1 protein-coding gene is annotated in these 326 nt (G+C 65.3%); it reads left to right on the top strand.

Going from position 1 to position 326, the window contains the following annotated elements; genetic code table 11:
* Nucleotides 1-234 (top strand): hypothetical protein (locus ELR45_RS37670; protein WP_205856478.1); only part of this gene is annotated, 234 nt, incomplete at its 5' end.
* Between the last annotated feature and the right edge of the window lie 92 nt (nucleotides 235-326).

The following is a 326-nucleotide window of genomic DNA, read 5'->3' as shown; positions in this document are numbered from 1 at the left end:
GGCGGACAGGTCGCGGACAGGTCGCGCGGACAGGTCGCGCGGACAGGTCGCGCGGAATGGGCGAAGAGATCTCCAGGCGGCGGGTTGCGCTGGGCGTATGAGCTCGGCCGGTTTGTGGCCCGGTTGGGCTTGAGCCTGGCGATCTCTTCGCCCAATCCGCGCGATTTTCTCAGCCGCTTCTGCGCGTCAGCTGAGCCGGGCATTCATTACCGCTTCTTGTGCCGGTACGGCTAGTGGCGCAGGCGGAGACCGCTTCCGGCATGCTGGTCCTGACTGGTACGTACCGAAACCTGTGCCATAGGTCACGATCGCTGTGAGCGCACACA

This window comes from Phytoactinopolyspora endophytica (assembly GCF_004138495.1).
Lineage (GTDB): Bacteria > Actinomycetota > Actinomycetes > Jiangellales > Jiangellaceae > Phytoactinopolyspora > Phytoactinopolyspora endophytica.
This window is presented reverse-complemented; position numbering and strand designations above follow the sequence as displayed.